Source organism: Salinispira sp., from assembly GCF_059431795.1.
Genome location: NZ_JBXWXS010000015.1, coordinates 1 through 15,185 on the forward strand (window position 1 = coordinate 1; position 15,185 = coordinate 15,185).

The following is a 15,185-nucleotide window of genomic DNA, read 5'->3' on the forward strand; positions in this document are numbered from 1 at the left end:
ATCCAGCTATGGATGGTGATCGGACTAAGATTCCGTTCCCGCGCAACCGATGCAACGCTCCGGTTATTCGGTGGCAGTACCTGCTTGAGCACTGCATTTCGGAACGATAAACTGTATTTCATAAAAGCCTCCTTTCAGGTGACTTCTATGTTGACACAGGGGGGGCACCCCATCGCTTCTTGCGTTCATCATCGTCAACAAGTTTGTAGATCACCTGCCGTACTACCGGCAGGAAGGCCGCTTTGAGCGAATCGGCATCCAAATTTCGCGGCAAAACATGAGTCATTGGCAGAATTCTGCCTACAAACGGCTCATCCCACTGATGAAGCTCCTGAAACAGCACATAAAAACCGGATCGGTCATGCATATGGACGAGACGACCGTTTTGGTCATGCAGGAAGAGGGCCGTGAAAATACTTCCAAGTCGTACATGTGGCTTGCCCGGGGTGGCCCGCCGGACGAACCAGCCTATGTGTACCAGTACCGGCAGACCAGAGCCGCCAAACATATACATGAATTCCTCGATGGATTCACAGGATACCTGCAGACAGATGGGTACGCCGGGTATACAAGTGCCCTGAAGGATTATCCCGATATTCATCATGTCAGCTGTTTCGCCCATGCGAGGCGTAAGTTCAAGGATGCCGCCAAAGCTGCGAAGAAAAGCGGCAGTGCGAATCAGGCCATCAGCTATATTGCCCGTCTGTATAAAATTGAAAACGAGCTTCGGGAGAAGAAGCTGAGTAATGACCAGTTCCTCGCCCAGCGAAAGGAAGCCGTTCAACCGGTCCTGTCTAATTTCCTTGCCTGGCTACAAAAACGGAAAGAACAGGTTGTACCATCAGTCTTACTGGGCCAGGCAGTGAGCTACGCCTTGAATGAGTGGCCGAAGCTGGTGCGATACATTGAGTCCCCTCAGCTGACTCCTGACAACAACATCAGCGAACGGGCAATTCGACCGTTTGTCATGGGAAGAAAAAACTGGCTGTTTTCCGACAGCCCTGCCGGAGCCAAGAGTTCCTGCGCCATGTACTCCCTCATCGAGACCGCCAAGGCCAACGGATTAAACCCTCATTCGTATTTACTAAAGGTCTTCGAAAGTGCCCCGCTTGCGAAAAACAATGAAGACTGGATCAAGCTGCTGCCGTGGAATCTTCGGGATGACCTTTGACGGTTACAAATGAATGAGAGATTGATGGCGTTGAATATTGCAAAGGGCTTGCTGAGTGAGTCGCTCGACTACCAGCCGGAGAGTGTAGAAGGTTTTACCTATGATTCAATGATACTGGCGGAATCATTGATTGAGTGGGCCAAGACCGGTGATGAGTTTTCTCTAATCAGCTACTTTGCAGCAGCTGAGACTATGAAGACTATGATGAATTGACCATTATATCTAGGTTCATCCCTATCGCATCCGTTAGCTCATAGGGATGTATGGATACTCCTTTGATAAACGAATTCATCTGGGATTAACCTGGATGACCTGGGATGGAATCTGGACATAGTAGGTGGTTGGGTTTTTGAATATGGAATTTATTCCACATTGTACAATTAGTCCTACATGTAGAACTAATTCAGGTGCACAGGAATATCAGCATCCGACATCTTAAGCCATTCTTGGATGGTTGATCGGTTCCAGCGCTTTTTGCCACAGACGAGCGCGTCAGCTTTTCCAAAGGCTGGTTGATATTTCGGTTTGGCATACAGGGTGTTTTTATTCACCCCCTTCAACCTGCAAGCCTGTTCCAAGTCATACCATTCCTGATCCAACCGAACAGAGTCTGTAATCAGTTCTTTCAATTCTACAATCTGCTTCTTCAGCTCACTAATCTCTGGGATTGATAGTTCCATGTGTGCCTCCTAAACTCGACACACAGAACTATGCTTTTACTTACCCCAGATTGAGTCTATTTGCTTCTGAAATTGCTCGGTTGCCTTTAATTCCTGCCGGAGAAGTGGGTGGTAATAATGCTTGCTCATCTGTTCAGAGCTGTGTCCGGTAAACTTCCGTACTACCTCAGAAGGAAGGACTGCGAGCATATAGGAGTTGAATGTATGGCGGAGAGAGTGGGGGACGAGGTTCTTACCGCCCTTAATCTTTGCTCTCTCCAATCCCTTCTTGAAGTTGGTAAGGATGGTGCCGCGGTCGATGGCTCGTTGTGTATCCTTACCATAGAAAATTACATCATCATCTTCCGTGGTCAGGGATTCAGCTTTCCATGCCTTCAATAATTCGATAGTCCGGCCAGGGATGCGGACAAACTTTTCCTTATTCTCTTTAACGGTGCCAACGGTACCAGAGTTTTTTACCGCCTTGGTTATCAGAAGTCCTGAATCCTCCCAGAGTACATCACTCCATCTAAGCGCTCTGACTTCACCAGAACGCATACCGGATGAGACGAGCAGAAACATAAGGGTGTGGTATTTCTGTGTCTTCCAAACCGTCAAAGCTTTCTGGTCATCCAAGGGGAAGAGCGTCTTCATATCTTCAACAGACAGGGAATCACGAGGTTTATCTGCAATCTTGGCCAGAGTCTCCACCTGCTGAAGGGGATTGAGATTGATCTTCTTATCCCGGACAGCTTCATTCAAAATCTGCTTCATAACAATTGTTATGCCGTTCTTTGTGCTGTTGGCCAGATTGAGAGTAAGCCGCCAATCCTCAAACATAACTGGAGTGATTTCGTCCAGCGGAAAATCCTGGAATTGCGGCATGAGATAATTGGTGAGCTGACCTCTTTTAACTTTCAGCATGTCGTCTGAAAAGGTCTTGTTTGAGCTTTTCTTTCGCAGAGTCAGTTTACATTTAGATGTGAAGAAGTCTGCAGCATAATTGCCGAAGGTGACAACAGACATCTGCTCCTCCAGAGCTTCTTTATAAGCTTCCTTTGCAAGTCTCTCAGCTTCGTACTTTACGCGAGTTTTGGTTGAGATTTCTGACCGGTGTGGATCAGTTGATAGAACATAGCGCCAGTATTTATGGTGGCTGTTTGGTTTCTTTAATTTATAGGGGAGTTTGTGTCTGCCCATACTCAGCTCCTCAGGATGCCTAGGCGAGCAGGTTGCGAAGCAACCGACCAGCCTTTTAGGCATCAGATTATGCAACTAACTATGCTTTTCGGGAGCTGGGTATTTGGAAATGTTTCTACATTCCGGGACAAGCCCGATCCTGACAAATACTTATCAGAACCGGGATATTGAAGTTTTAAGCCTTCACCAGATAGCGTTTTTTCAGTTCTTCCCGCTCATCAGGGGTAATTCCGAGGAACTCACCGATGAATCCGTCGATGCCGCCGTATAGTTTTTCCACAGCGTTAAAGAAATTTTCCAGCTCGTGGCGCTTGGGCCGGAATGTTTCCGCAATTTCGTCAGAGTCCATATCAGAAAGCCCCATGGCCTGGATCATGGGATTTGACTTGTCTACCAGCTTTCGGGCAGACGCCATATCCATCTTCTGAAACTCTTCATAGATGTCTTCCCGGTTGTAGCCGAAGATGTGCATGAGCAGGGCTCCGGCAATACCCGTCCGGTCCCTACCTCCTGTGCAGTGAAAAAGAAATTCCGGCGTATCCTGGGTGAGAATTTCCTGGAAAAACCGGGTGTAGCCTGCTGCCTGGGGAAATGCCTGGCCGTAGATATGCTTGAACATGTTTTGCGGATCTTTCATCAATTGAGCCATTTGTGCCTTCATTTCCTCGGGATCCATGGATGCCATGGGGAGGATATCAATATGAACGGTCTGTGCGTGGGCCGGGAGCTTTTGACCGTCGCTCTTAAGTTCCTGTTCGCTGCGAAAATCGTAAATGTAATTGATATTCATTTCTTTGAGCTTCGCCACCGCTTCATCGTCAGCGGTCATGAGATTCCCCGCGCGCCAGATTGCATTGGTCTTCACCTTCATACCGTCTTTGGTAATTTTGTCCGTAAGGCTGCGTACATTCAATATATTCATTGTTTTTTCCCTATGGCTGCATCTTGTCGATGCGGGCCCGTAATGTATTTACTCCGAACTCTGCCAGGAGCATTGTTATGTAGATGACCAGAACGATCACCATGATTTTTCCGTATTCATAGGATCGGGCTGCTTTTATCAGCAGAAATCCGACTCCGGCGATTCCAAGCATTCCCAGATTGATAGACTCGGCAATGCTCGATTCCAGTCTGATGGATATCCACGAAAGAAAAGTTGTTGTCAAGTTCGGCATGAGACCCTTGCAAATGACCTGAAACCAGTTAGCTCCGGTGGAGCGCATGGCTTCGATGGATTCGTGCCCCAGATCTTCAATGCTCGCAGTGAAGGTTTTTGTGAGATATCCGAGGGTGGAAATAACCATGCCTACTATCCCCGAGGTATTACTGAAGCCGAGACTGGCTACCACCATTAAAATCCATACGAGACCGGGGATGGCCCGCATGGTGGCGATGAGGCCCTTGATTATCAGACTGATATATCTGTGGGGAGTGATATTGTCCGCCGCGAGAAATGCCAGAATTACCGATAGTATCAATCCGAGAAAGAGGGACGTAATTGCTATACCGATGGAGACAAATAGTTCGCGGATTACCAGGACGATATCTGAAAAATCAAAGACGATCATCCTGCCCAGTACCTCCCGGGCATTGGAAAGCCGGGAAATAAATTTTTCCATATCAAGCCCCAGAGACCGGGAAGCGAGGATAAATACCACCGTTGCCAGAACCAGGAGGAACAAATGGGCGAGGGTTTTTGAGCGGGGTTCGAGAAGTATTGTATTGCTGCTCATCGAATAGCCTTCCTTATTGTTCCGGTAACAAGTTCTGTGAGAAGAATAATCACTACCAGGACGATTATCAGTGACAGTGACTCATGGTATTTGAAGAGCCGGATATTAGTCTGGATCATGATTCCCATCCCTCCGGCGCCGACCATTCCGAGAACCGCAGAAGCGCGGATATTTATTTCGAAGATGAAGAGGGTCCAGTTCAGCCATGCGGGAATGAACTCGGGGATGATGCCATGGATCAGAATCTGGAACTTCGAGGCACCGGTAGCCCGCAGAGCATCGACCTTGTCCTGGGAAATTTCATCAATGCTCACAGCGTAGGACCGGGATAGAAATCCCAGGGTCATGACCGAAAGCGCCAGGAGACCCACCATGTTGCCTATGCCGAAAATGAAAATAAACAGAGTACCCCAGACCAGAAAAGGTACATTTCTAAACAGTGAAGCAATTGCTGTGAGTACGAGGCGCAGAGGAGGAAAGGGACTGTGCTTCCGGGACATAAAGAGTCCGAATAAAAAAGATAGAATTGCCGATATATAGGTTCCCACCAGGGCGAAGAGCACCGTGTCCATTATGTAAGGCACATATTTTGCTATGTTTCTGTATTTTGGTGGAAAGAAGTTTTCCCAGAAGAACATGAAGAAATCGGGCAACCCGGAAATCAATTCGCCAAGATCTATTTTCAAATACACGAATGCGGCAATGAGGAGCGCCGCCAGCGAAGCGATGTTTAGAACCGGCTTCCACTTCGGTACCAGGTTCAGGGGAATCCCCTCCGAAGTTTCAGGGAAAAGAGCGCGGTTGTCAGACATATCCGGCAACCTCTTCTTCGTCCTGTTCCAGATTGGAGAGGTCGTGATCCTCAACTGTGGAGGATTTTAGATGTATCTGATCTTCTTTTCCTTCGTATATCGAGGCGGTGATTTCATCGGTGAGTTCGTATGGCGCGCCGTCGAAAACCACCTTGCCGTCCTTGAGTCCGATAATTCTGGTGGCAAATTTTTTCGCAAAATCCACCTGATGAAGGTTTACGATACAGCTGAGGTGGCTTTCTTCGGTGATGTCCTTAATGCTCTGCATGACCGTGGTCGCTGATTTCGGGTCCAGCGATGCAATGGGCTCGTCAGCCAGAAGCAGTTTCGGTTCCTGTACGATGGCGCGGCAGATTCCCACCCGCTGCATCTGTCCTCCGGAAAGGGCATCGGCTCGCTGGTATTTCTTTTCCTCCAGTCCGACTTTTCTCAGAAGTTTCAAGGCGCGGAGTTTATCTTCATGAGAGTAAAGATTGAAGAGGCTTTTCCAGCCGGACATTTTACCCAGCCGGCCATGAAGAACATTCTTGATGACATTCACCCTTCCGATGAGGTTGTAATGCTGAAAAATCATTCCCATGTCCGCGCGCTGCCTGCGCAGTGCTTTGCCCCGGATGCTTTCCATGTGAATGCCGTCAAAAATAATCTCTCCCTCGTTGGGGTCAATCAGTCTGTTAATACTCCGGATGAGGGTTGATTTTCCCGCTCCCGAGGGTCCGATGATTACGGTGAACTCGCCTTTCCGGAATTCAAGATCCACCCCCCGCAGGGCATGTACCTCGTTATCATAGGTTTTGTGGAGGTCCTTCAGGACCAGAACAGCGTCTTTCATACTTTTTACCTGTAAACCCTCCGACCCGAATTGGAGTCGGAGGGCTGTATATTGTGAGAATATTTATTCTTCTTCGATACCGAGGATTTTTACGATGTCCTCGATTACTTTGTAGTCTTCTTCGTTCACTGCGATGTACCGGGCTTCGGGGCTCTGGTACAGACTCTCGAAGTACTCGGGGTTGTCATAGGATAGGAAGAAATCCTTTACCAAAGATTTGAGTTCTGTGGAAATATCTGCCCGGATGATGTACAGGGGGTTGGGGATTTTTGGTGTCTGGGCAATTACCTTAATGTCTCCTTCGGAGATGGCTCCAGTCGCGACCATCATTGGAACAACCGGAGCTGCAACAACCGCCGCATCGTAGTCTCCCATGAGTACACCCATGAGACTGGCATCATGGCGGCCCGAGTATGCGCTGGTGCCGAAGAAATAGTCGGGATTTTCAACCATGAGAGGATCGAGACCAAGTTCCTGAACCAGGAGAAGCTTGGGGTACACATAACCGGAAGATGAACCGGGATCTACGAAGGCAAAACTTTTTCCCTCCAGATCTTCGAGGGTGTTGATATCATCCCGGTCGCTCCGTGTAATGAAGTAGGTCCGGTAATCCACGCCGCCGAGGCTTACTTCAGTGGTTACCAGGGGTTCAACGTTTGTACGCTGTTTTGCCTGATAGTAGCTCATGGGCGAAACCAGCATAGCATCGAGTTTGCCGCTGCGCATGGCTTCAATTCCCACGCCGTATTCCATAATGACATTTCCCTCAACGGGCATACCCAGGGTATCCGCCATATCGACAATGAAGGCGTCATTCAGTTCGCCGGATTTGGGGTTGCTCTCATCTAAAATAACAGCCACCCGCAGAGTTTCGGGATCCGTGGATTCGGCTTCGCCGCGGGCGAAAACTGAAGCCGCAGCAATAAGAAGGATAATCACTGCAGTTATCATAACCTTGTGTGTATTCGAAAACATTTGTTCTCCTTGTCGGCTGGTATTCCAGCTCAATTTTTGCTCACATTGAGCTATTTATGTTAAGGTTATATTTGGTATGTGTGAGTTTTCTATCTTTGCGATTGTATTTGCTTACATGAGTCGTGATACTGCCGCATAACTATGAACCGGACCAGGAATTAGGAGTTATTATTCATGAGCGAGTTATTGATCATCCAGTATTATGATGAATCCAGCATACGCAGGAAGCGTCGCCGCGACCTATTGGAAAAAGTTGTTTCCTTCTTTAATACACAGGGATACGAAAATATCACCATGGCGGAGCTCGCCGAGAGGCTTTCCTTAAACCGGCGAACTCTCTACAGCTATTACAACAACAAATCAGAACTGGTTATCGATAGTTATTTGTTTGCCGTGGAAATTCTCGCTCAGGAACATGCGAGGCGTTGGAGAGAGCTGTCAGCCAGCATCGCTGGCTTGAGTGCCAGGGAAAAGTTTCGAAGATTTCTTGAACATTACGGTCAAATTCTCTTGGAAAGCTATCAAAGCGGTCAATTTGACCTTAATTACGATGCCTTCATCGGTCCCATGGATAAGGGCGATCCGGCGTATATCCGTTTCTTTTCAGTCAGAGAACAATTTTCTGCAAAAGAACCTTTTCTCAGGGAGATTATTTCCGATGGCATAGATTCGGGGGAACTCACCCCCCCAGAAGTATCGCTGGATGATTATGTAATGATTATCGAGCAGGCCTTCAGAAGCTATATGCTGCGTATTTCAAAAAGAAAAAATTACACAAGACACTATCAGTCAAAAAATGCCGGAGTCTTTATTGATATCATGATTGACGGTATGGTTCTTTCCCATCGAAAATAGCTTTCCTGAATAAACTATTTTTGTTTTTTTGAGAATAAAAACTGTTTTTGCATGATCGAGAAGGTTTCTGCTCCCTGTCTGAAAGTCCCTATTCGGCAGAATTCAAAGCCGAAGCAATCAGGCAAATTATGGAAGAAGGCGTTGGCGTTTTAGCTTTTCCCAAGCGAGCTCGTCCCGATAAATAGAAACATCTCCATATTCCCTGCCAGCCTGTGCCACCGGTGTATCCATTTGATAAGCTAGTTGTCGACATTCAAGAATATAAAGGACAGAAAGTGGATAAAACCTGTGAAGCAGGAACTTGGAGTAAGGTAAAATCCGGAGGCGATTGCGGTGCAGGTATGCAGACGGGGAGTGTCCCAAAATTGGGACGAAAGGGCGATTATCGTTGTGAATGTTGCCGGGCGTCAATAAAGGCGTCAGTCAGCAAATGACGCTAAAAAAAAGGAGCTTGGCCATTAGACCAAACTCCTAATCTCTTCCCCCGAAAAGGATTATGTTGCCCAGAAGAAGACTCGAACTTCCACGCCCTATTGGGCACTAGAACCTGAATCTAGCGCGTCTACCAATTCCGCCACCTGGGCAGGCGAAGATGAATATATAGATTCACTCTATATCTGTCAAGACTTTGCTTGCTGCGCTTACCATCGATAGGTACCAGGTACAGCTCATAGTTCATGAAGGCACTGGATCTTCTTGAGTGTACCAGCTTTGCTTGGCTGTGAATTCTGGCAATGATATGCAACGAAATACTTTACGATTCATACCGCCGTGTCCGTCCGGGAAAAGATTTCGGAAACTTTGCTGGAATAAAGCTGCTGCCCTTTGGTTCGCCGGCATGTGCATCAGATGTTGGGCTGAGAATCCCCTGTGTCAATATAGATTTCGCCACACCATATTGCTCGATGGGAGACTTTTAGTGATTTTTCCGGTTGCCCGGCTGGGTTTTTGAAATTGAGGTATTCGGGGGTTCTCCGGGTGGAGCTGCATCGTTTCGGAACTGGGGATCTCAGCTATGGTTCTTCATTTCAACAGGGATTCGGGGTTCAACAATCCGTTTATACAGCCGTGGTAGAAGTGCGATGAGGATCATGGTGGCATAGCCGAAGGGAAGCTGAGGCGCATCTTTCCGGCTTTCCAGCATGGGGTACTGAACCCTGGGGCGTGCGTGGTGGTCCGAATGTCGTTGCAGATTGATTAGAAAGGCGTTGGTGAGCCGGTTATCAGCATTCCATGATATGCCGGGGTGGGGCCGTTCATAGTTTCCGCTTTCCAACTGCTTTCTCCTGAGTCCGTAATGCTCAATATAGTTCACAATTTCAAGGAGAATAATGGCTACCAATGCCTGGAGGAGAAATATCAGCATAGCCTTGAGGCCGATGAGCAGGCCCACTGCAATGGTAATGGCGGAGGGGATCAGGGCTGCACTCCATAGATAATTTCGCATAGATATAGGGGAAAGACCTTTGCGTTTGAGCCGCTCCGATTCCAGAGCTGCCGCGCTTTTCCATCCACCGAAGAAGGATTTTGGAATAAAGCGGTAGATAGTTACTCCCAAGGGAGCACTGGCCGGGTCCTTGGGGGTTGCTACAAATGCATGGTGACCCCGCACATGCTCTACTTTCCAGTGCAGATACCAGACAGTACTGAGTATCAGTTCTCCAAGAAAGTTTTCCGCCCTGGATTTCCTGTGAATGAGTTCATGGGCATACGTGATGCCTACAGCTCCGTTGATGATTCCCAAAGAAATAATGTGTCCGGTAAAAAACCATATATTTCCTTGGACGGTTTGCAGCATAATCAGCGCGGCCAATAAATTCCCCATCTGGAGAATGGGCCAAAGCCAAATAAGAATATCGAAGGCTCGGGGAATTTGAGTTGATGTAAAGTTGGTACTGCTCTTACCGAAGAGAATATCGAAGATGGGTATCAGAATGAAAACAAATACCGCCACACTCCATCCTCCGGGAAAAAGCCAATAGAGGGGAAGTAGAGTGTAGCCGATAAAAAACGGTATGGCATGTAATGCATGTAACCTGGGTTTTTTCGGTACCGCTTGTTCCTGGCTCATATCAAACCCTCCATTCAAATAATATAATACATCAGAACTGAGGATAATGCGCCGTTTTCGATACAAAACGAGAAAAATACACGGGCATAAAAAGACCCGGGGAGAATCTCTAAACTCCCCGGGTTTTATTTTTACAGGTGCCGGTTTTACCAGAACACTGCACCTGATTTCACACTTGATTTCATTGAACCGGCGGACACTGTCCGCCGATTATACACAAAAGATCCTTCTTGAGGCCCGAAGCGCTTGCCTAGCTGATTTTGATCTGGCGAGGCTTTGCCTCTTCGGTCTTGGGAAGGGTGAGGGTAAGCAGCCCGTTGGAGAAGTTTGCACTGATCTGTTCCTGATCCACATCCCTGGGGAGACCGAAGCTGCGGCTGAAGCTCATATGCCGGCGTTCTCTCAGAAGGTATGTGGTTTCTGAAGAGTTTTGTTCTTGAGGTTCTTCAGATGATGCTTCTGATTCAGTTTTCCGGCTTTCTATTTTCAGCTTTCCGTCATCTATGGTGATATCGATGTCCGCATCGCTCATACCAGGCAGTTCCGCTTCAACAATGTACCGGTCTTCTTCTTCCCGTACATCCACTGCGGGTTTTCTCATGCGCTGCTCAGGAGTTGCGTAAAATACGCTGTTGAACAGTTCATCCATCTGATTCGCAAGACCGCGTCCGTTTCTGTATCGTACTACCGTATTCATGTTATACCTCCATGATAATTTGTTTTCTTACTACCTTATATGCATTATCCATGCCAACTTATGTATTTGGCTGTAATATTTTTATAAAAACGACCAGAACTTATGTAAATATATACATGGGAACAAAATACAAGAGGTTCGTAATCCTGATCAAGCATTTTGTGCTGTGTATGCGGGGGGTGTATGCGGCTGCTTTGGCCTGACAGATCCCATGTTGATCCGGTGGATGGTGGCAAGTTCAGAAAAGTGTATCAAAAAAACCCATATGGTCATAATGACCCTATTATCTCTGTGTCAAAACTTCCTTTGGCCCTTAGGTAGGGATATTGATTCCATGAGGGAATAAAAAAAACCGTCCGGCGTGAATCCGGACGGTTTTGGGTGCTGGTAATTTTCTGCCTGATGAACGAATGTTCTCCGTCAGCAGGCAGGTTATTCGGATTTTTCTGTACGTGGAGTCTAGTACTGGTCGTGGCCGCCCCGCTTATCTTTGATCATGCGGGAGACTTTATGCAGACCATCCTCAATTTGGGGTTTAAAGAAAAATCCAATTCCGATTCCTACAATTATCCAGAAGATCATAGTTCCTCCTCATGGGGAATGCTCTCAGGCATTCTTGATTTTCGATTTGCCGCTGCTTTTTTGATCCTCAGCTTTGATATCAACTTTCACACCCTCTTCTTCCTGAATTTCATCTCTGGGAGGAATGGTGACGGTGAGAATTGAGTTTTTCAAAGCTGCCTTGACTTTGTCCTGGTGATATTTGTCTGCGGGCACAAAGTAACGCTGATCCTTTACATTTTTCAGTTTCAGTCTGCGTTTGAAGTAGCGAACATCACCGTCGGGTTCAAAGTCACTGGGTGCATCGGCGGAAAAGATGAGATAATCGCCCTTGAATTCAAGGTTGATATCATCTTCCGAGAAGCCGGCAAGTGCGAACTGCAACACCATGGTTTTATCTTCGGTCATGTACACATTCACCGGTGGATAGGAGTAGCCGGGATAAAAGTCCCGGTGCTCCTGCCAGCGGAAGGAGTGTTTTCCGATGTCATTAAACTCATTGGTGAATGCCATGCGGAAGTCTTCGGCCGCACCGAAGATATCATCCAGCAGCTCGCGAATGTCGAGAAAATCATGCTTTTTCATGTGTCCTCCTGTAAGAGCCTTATGCGCTCTAACCTGTCCCCGTTCGGGCGACAGAATGGGTTAACGGCTGAGTCTTGCTCCGGCCGTTTGCCGGATTCTGCAGTTCCGGCGGACTGCTGTGGCTGCCTACCAGCACGCCCACGTAGGCGGAGTATTGCCTTCGCCTCGTTTCTAATCTACCAAATAAAACCCGTGACGGGTAGTAAAACGTTACCCGAACCGTATATTCTTCTGGGTATGGGAAAAACGATTCTGTACATTGCCGAGATTGTAACGAAGACCGGTATCTATTGTGTTAAAAGCCAGCTCAAATCATTAAAAAAGGAATTTCAGGCCGATTTTGTTATTGCCAATGGCGATGGCGCAACCGGCGGCTTTGGGCTGGGAAAAACCCATTCCATATATTTGAGAAAGCTGGGGGTTGATGTTATTTCATCGGGAGACCAGATCTTTTTTAAGAAGGATATTCAAGAGCACCTGCCCAAAGCGTACCATTTACTGAGGCCGGCCAATTTTCCCCAGGGAAATCCGGGCAGGGGGTGGCGCACCTACACTGTGGGCGGAAAGAAGCCCGATGATAAACCTGAGCGCAGCGAGAATATTGTGGTGATCAGCCTTTTGGGCCAGTCGGGTTTTAACCGGATTCATCCAAGTAATCCGTACACCTTTCTTCCCACAATTGTAGAACGGGCAAAGAAGGATGCGGACATCGTAATTATGGATTTTCATTCACCCATTACTGCGGAAAAGGCCACTATGAATTTGTATGCCGACGGGAAGCTCACTGCGGTTATCGGTTCCGGTTCCCGCACACAGACCAACGATGCTCAGATTCTTCCCCGGGGTACGGCGGTTATTTCCGACGCCGGGCGAACCGGCAGCATTCAGAGTGTGGGCGGATTTGAGCCCGAAACGGAAATCCGGCAGAAGATGCTGGGCGTACCCGCCCGCAGCAACGAGCACTGGGCGGGTCTTGAAATCCAGGGCGTACTGCTGAAGGTGGGGGATGACGGCACGGCCCAATCCATCGAGCCGTTTCGAAGGCAGGTGGAAACCCCGGAGGGCAACAGGGACGACTGACAGGAACCGGGGCAAAGCAATTATATGCCGGGTGAACTGATTTCTATGTTTGCATACCCGTAGATTTTTCGAAAATGTTGTGTCACCTTCTTCATTTCCTCGTGGATATTCTGACTGAGAAGGTCAGGGCGGGAAATATCGGCCTGAGAATTCTCCGCCCATTGAGCCCTCCTTTGGAGAAGAGACTCAACTGAACACACTTCTTTATCCCGGATTCCGCAGGGAATAATTTTGGCAAACGCAGAGAGGTCGGGCCGCAGGTTCAGGGCAAACCCGTGCATGCTGGTTTTGTTATGGATTGATATTCCCACTGCGGCGATTTTCCCATCTCCCACCCACACTCCGGGATGGCGGGGGTTCCTTCCCGCAATTATTGCAAACTCCTGTTCCAGGTAATCGATAACCACCTGCTCCAGCCGGTTCACAAAGCGGCGAATGCTCCGGGCACGGTCGCCCAGATTGCTAATAATATAGAGAACGATTTGCCCCGGGCCGTGGTAGGTAATCTGGCCGCCCCGGTCTATTTGAACGATGTCCGCCCCGTCCTGGGTGAGAGCTTCCCTGCTGAGAAGAAAATCAGTCTCTTCTGCCCGTTTCCCCATGGTGTATACCGGAAGGTGTTCGAGAAGAAGCAGTTGATCATTCAGGGTGCCGGCTGCAACCCGGGAATGCAGCTCTTTTTGCAGAGCAAAGCCTTCTTCGTAGGATACTGGTTCGGGAAAGATGGTGGTTGTAAGTGTGCGTGAGATATCGCCGGAGTACATGGTGGATATATACTGAAAAAATCCCGAAGCGTCTATTCTTCTCCGCCGGTGAGTTTTTCGGCCCAATGGGAAATCTTTCCCGCCATTTCTTCGATTGCCACCTGTTCGGTAATAAACCCGTTTTCAAAGGCAACCCTGGGCATTCCGTATACCACTGAGCTGGCGTCATCCTGCCCCAGGGTAATGCCTCCCGCCATGTATATCTCTCCGATATTTCTGGCGCCATCTCGGCCCATGCCGGTCATAATGACACCCATGGCCCGGTTGCCGAAGTTTTTTGCAACAGATTCGAACAACACATCCGCCGAGGGGCGGTGTCCGTTCATGGGTGGATCCTGGTTCAGCCGGAGAATAGTGGCAAGTTTTCGCTTTTCCACGGTGATATGAAAGTCACCGGGGGCGATAAGGACTCTCCCCTTTTTAATAATGTCTCCGTCGGCAGCTTCCTTAACTTCAAGGGGGCAGATGCGGTCCAGACTCCTGGCGAATTCCAGGGTAAAGCCTGCGGGCATGTGCTGGACAATGAGAACGGGCACGGGAAGGTCGGGTGATATTTCCGAGAACACTTTTCTCAGGGCGTTGGGACCGCCGGTGGAAATTCCTATGGCGATAATTTCCAGCTGGCCGGGTTTGTCTTTGGGACGAATGTCCTTGGGAATGGCGGCAGGACGGCGGATGGCTGCGGGAGCTTTTCGGTTTACGGGCATTTCCGCAGGACGTTCTTTCAGCACATCCCGGGGTTTTGCAGGTTCCACAATGGGTCTGCCTTTTCGCTTACGGTGGCGGTTTCCATAGGAACGTACCAGTTCGATCAGGTGATCGGCGATGTTGCGAACCTCATCGGGGGCGGAGCCCTGTGGTTTCATAATAAAGTCTGCCGCACCTGCCGAGAGAGCTTCCATGGTAATTTTCGCACCTTTTTTGGCCACCGCCGAAAGTACGATCACCGGAAGATCAATGCCCTGCTCCTGGCATGCCTGAAGGAATTCCACACCGTTCATTTCCGGCATCTCAAGATCCAGGACGATTACCTCGGGTTGAAGCGTGGGGATTTTGGAAAGGGCGAATTTGCCGTTCATCGCCTTGCCTGCAAGATGCAGGTCATCGGCACTCTCTATTATCCTGCCCACCAGGTTGCGCATAAGTGCTGAATCATCTACTACCAGAACAGAAATCGCGTCAGAACTCAC

17 protein-coding genes and 1 tRNA gene are annotated in these 15,185 nt (G+C 48.5%); 4 read left to right on the forward strand and 14 right to left on the reverse strand.

The window, feature by feature from the left end:
- The first annotated feature begins 214 nt into the window (after positions 1 to 214).
- Together tnpC and AC52PS_RS06235 are read left to right on the forward strand one after the other, a co-directional pair.
- Entirely contained in the window at positions 215 to 1,171 is a 957-nt protein-coding gene (tnpC, locus tag AC52PS_RS06230) for an IS66 family transposase (RefSeq protein ID WP_495562230.1), read from the forward strand.
- Between the two features lie 24 nt (positions 1,172 to 1,195).
- Positions 1,196 to 1,384 (forward strand): hypothetical protein, encoded by a 189-nt coding sequence (locus AC52PS_RS06235; RefSeq protein WP_495562186.1) that lies wholly within the window; start codon positions 1,196 to 1,198, stop codon positions 1,382 to 1,384.
- 185 nt (positions 1,385 to 1,569) lie between these two features.
- On the opposite strand, the gene AC52PS_RS06240 is transcribed toward AC52PS_RS06235, so the two are convergent.
- From AC52PS_RS06240 to phnD, 7 genes are all read right to left on the reverse strand, one after another.
- A complete protein-coding gene (locus tag AC52PS_RS06240; protein WP_495562187.1) occupies positions 1,570 to 1,851 on the reverse strand; it encodes a hypothetical protein in 282 nt (93 codons plus the stop codon).
- A 36-nt stretch (positions 1,852 to 1,887) separates the two neighbouring features.
- Positions 1,888 to 3,030, reverse strand: coding sequence for a tyrosine-type recombinase/integrase (locus AC52PS_RS06245; RefSeq protein ID WP_495562188.1), 1,143 nt, complete (start codon positions 3,028 to 3,030; stop codon positions 1,888 to 1,890).
- Positions 3,031 to 3,205: 175 nt separating this feature from the next.
- Positions 3,206 to 3,952 carry a tyrosine-protein phosphatase gene (locus AC52PS_RS06250; protein WP_495562189.1) on the reverse strand — a complete coding sequence of 249 codons (747 nt, stop codon included), beginning with the start codon at positions 3,950 to 3,952 and terminating at the stop codon, positions 3,206 to 3,208.
- A 10-nt stretch (positions 3,953 to 3,962) separates the two neighbouring features.
- Positions 3,963 to 4,763 carry an ABC transporter permease subunit gene (locus AC52PS_RS06255; RefSeq protein ID WP_495562190.1) on the reverse strand — a complete coding sequence of 267 codons (801 nt, stop codon included), beginning with the start codon at positions 4,761 to 4,763 and terminating at the stop codon, positions 3,963 to 3,965.
- Entirely contained in the window at positions 4,760 to 5,575 is an 816-nt protein-coding gene (phnE, locus tag AC52PS_RS06260) for a phosphonate ABC transporter, permease protein PhnE (RefSeq protein ID WP_495562191.1), read from the reverse strand. The genes AC52PS_RS06255 and phnE overlap by 4 nt, the downstream gene beginning before the upstream one ends.
- Complete coding sequence (gene phnC / locus AC52PS_RS06265) at positions 5,568 to 6,407, reverse strand: phosphonate ABC transporter ATP-binding protein (RefSeq protein ID WP_495562192.1); 840 nt, start codon at positions 6,405 to 6,407, stop codon at positions 5,568 to 5,570. The genes phnE and phnC overlap by 8 nt, the downstream gene beginning before the upstream one ends.
- A gap of 63 nt (positions 6,408 to 6,470) precedes the next feature.
- A complete protein-coding gene (gene phnD, locus AC52PS_RS06270; RefSeq protein ID WP_495562193.1) occupies positions 6,471 to 7,382 on the reverse strand; it encodes a phosphate/phosphite/phosphonate ABC transporter substrate-binding protein in 912 nt (303 codons plus the stop codon).
- Between the two features lie 174 nt (positions 7,383 to 7,556).
- On the opposite strand from phnD, the gene AC52PS_RS06275 reads away from it, so the two are divergent.
- Positions 7,557 to 8,237 carry a TetR/AcrR family transcriptional regulator gene (locus AC52PS_RS06275; RefSeq protein ID WP_495562194.1) on the forward strand — a complete coding sequence of 227 codons (681 nt, stop codon included), beginning with the start codon at positions 7,557 to 7,559 and terminating at the stop codon, positions 8,235 to 8,237.
- A gap of 500 nt (positions 8,238 to 8,737) precedes the next feature.
- Here AC52PS_RS06275 and AC52PS_RS06280 read toward each other — a convergent pair.
- The 5 genes from AC52PS_RS06280 to AC52PS_RS06300 form a co-directional block, all read right to left on the reverse strand.
- A tRNA-Leu gene (locus tag AC52PS_RS06280) sits at positions 8,738 to 8,821 on the reverse strand.
- Between the two features lie 425 nt (positions 8,822 to 9,246).
- Positions 9,247 to 10,308 carry an alkane 1-monooxygenase gene (locus AC52PS_RS06285; protein WP_495562195.1) on the reverse strand — a complete coding sequence of 354 codons (1,062 nt, stop codon included), beginning with the start codon at positions 10,306 to 10,308 and terminating at the stop codon, positions 9,247 to 9,249.
- Positions 10,309 to 10,558: 250 nt separating this feature from the next.
- Complete coding sequence (locus AC52PS_RS06290; RefSeq protein WP_495562196.1) at positions 10,559 to 11,005, reverse strand: Hsp20/alpha crystallin family protein; 447 nt, start codon at positions 11,003 to 11,005, stop codon at positions 10,559 to 10,561.
- A 459-nt stretch (positions 11,006 to 11,464) separates the two neighbouring features.
- The gene (locus tag AC52PS_RS06295; protein WP_495562197.1) at positions 11,465 to 11,587 is read right to left on the reverse strand and encodes a hypothetical protein; all 123 of its coding nucleotides are present in this window, start codon (positions 11,585 to 11,587) and stop codon (positions 11,465 to 11,467) included.
- Between the two features lie 24 nt (positions 11,588 to 11,611).
- On the reverse strand, positions 11,612 to 12,151 hold the full coding sequence (locus AC52PS_RS06300) for an Hsp20/alpha crystallin family protein (RefSeq protein ID WP_495562198.1): 540 nt from the start codon (positions 12,149 to 12,151) through the stop codon (positions 11,612 to 11,614).
- 237 nt (positions 12,152 to 12,388) lie between these two features.
- On the opposite strand from AC52PS_RS06300, the gene AC52PS_RS06305 reads away from it, so the two are divergent.
- Positions 12,389 to 13,231, forward strand: coding sequence for a TIGR00282 family metallophosphoesterase (locus tag AC52PS_RS06305; protein WP_495562199.1), 843 nt, complete (start codon positions 12,389 to 12,391; stop codon positions 13,229 to 13,231).
- 20 nt (positions 13,232 to 13,251) lie between these two features.
- Here the strand turns inward: AC52PS_RS06305 and lipB are convergent, their stop codons facing one another.
- Positions 13,252 to 13,995, reverse strand: a complete 744-nt coding sequence (gene lipB, locus AC52PS_RS06310) for a lipoyl(octanoyl) transferase LipB (RefSeq protein ID WP_495562200.1) — start codon at positions 13,993 to 13,995, stop codon at positions 13,252 to 13,254.
- Between the two features lie 32 nt (positions 13,996 to 14,027).
- On the reverse strand, positions 14,028 to 15,185 hold the full coding sequence (locus tag AC52PS_RS06315; RefSeq protein ID WP_495562201.1) for a protein-glutamate methylesterase/protein-glutamine glutaminase: 1,158 nt from the start codon (positions 15,183 to 15,185) through the stop codon (positions 14,028 to 14,030).